Raw genomic sequence first — 245 nt, 5'->3', positions numbered from 1 at the left:
GCTCCGGCAAGATCCTGCGTGAGCGCGCCGGCAAGCGCCACCTGCTCGAGCACAAGTCGTCCAAGCTGACGCGTCGCCTCACCGGCAACGCCGAGATGGCCCCGGGTGACAGCGCCAAGATCAAGAAGATGCTGGGCATCTGACTGACCTCCCGCCCTCGGTGACGAGGGCAGCCCGACACCGGGACCCATATCGTTTTCGGGCCGTGTGAGTCCACCCACGGCCCCGCTACAAGGAGTTAACAC

Annotated in this window: 1 protein-coding gene; it reads left to right on the top strand. The window is 65.7% G+C overall.

Going from position 1 to position 245, the window contains the following annotated elements; translation table 11 throughout:
- Positions 1-143: 50S ribosomal protein L35 (gene rpmI, locus ACSNOK_RS35705; protein WP_436784819.1), on the top strand; the 143-nt coding region annotated here is incomplete at its 5' end.
- Positions 144-245 lie beyond the last annotated feature (102 nt).

The organism is Streptomyces sp. URMC 126, from assembly GCF_051386555.1.
Taxonomy (GTDB): Bacteria; Actinomycetota; Actinomycetes; order Streptomycetales; family Streptomycetaceae; genus Streptomyces.
Note: the sequence above shows the minus strand (reverse complement) of the source record. Positions and strands in the feature narration are given on the sequence as shown.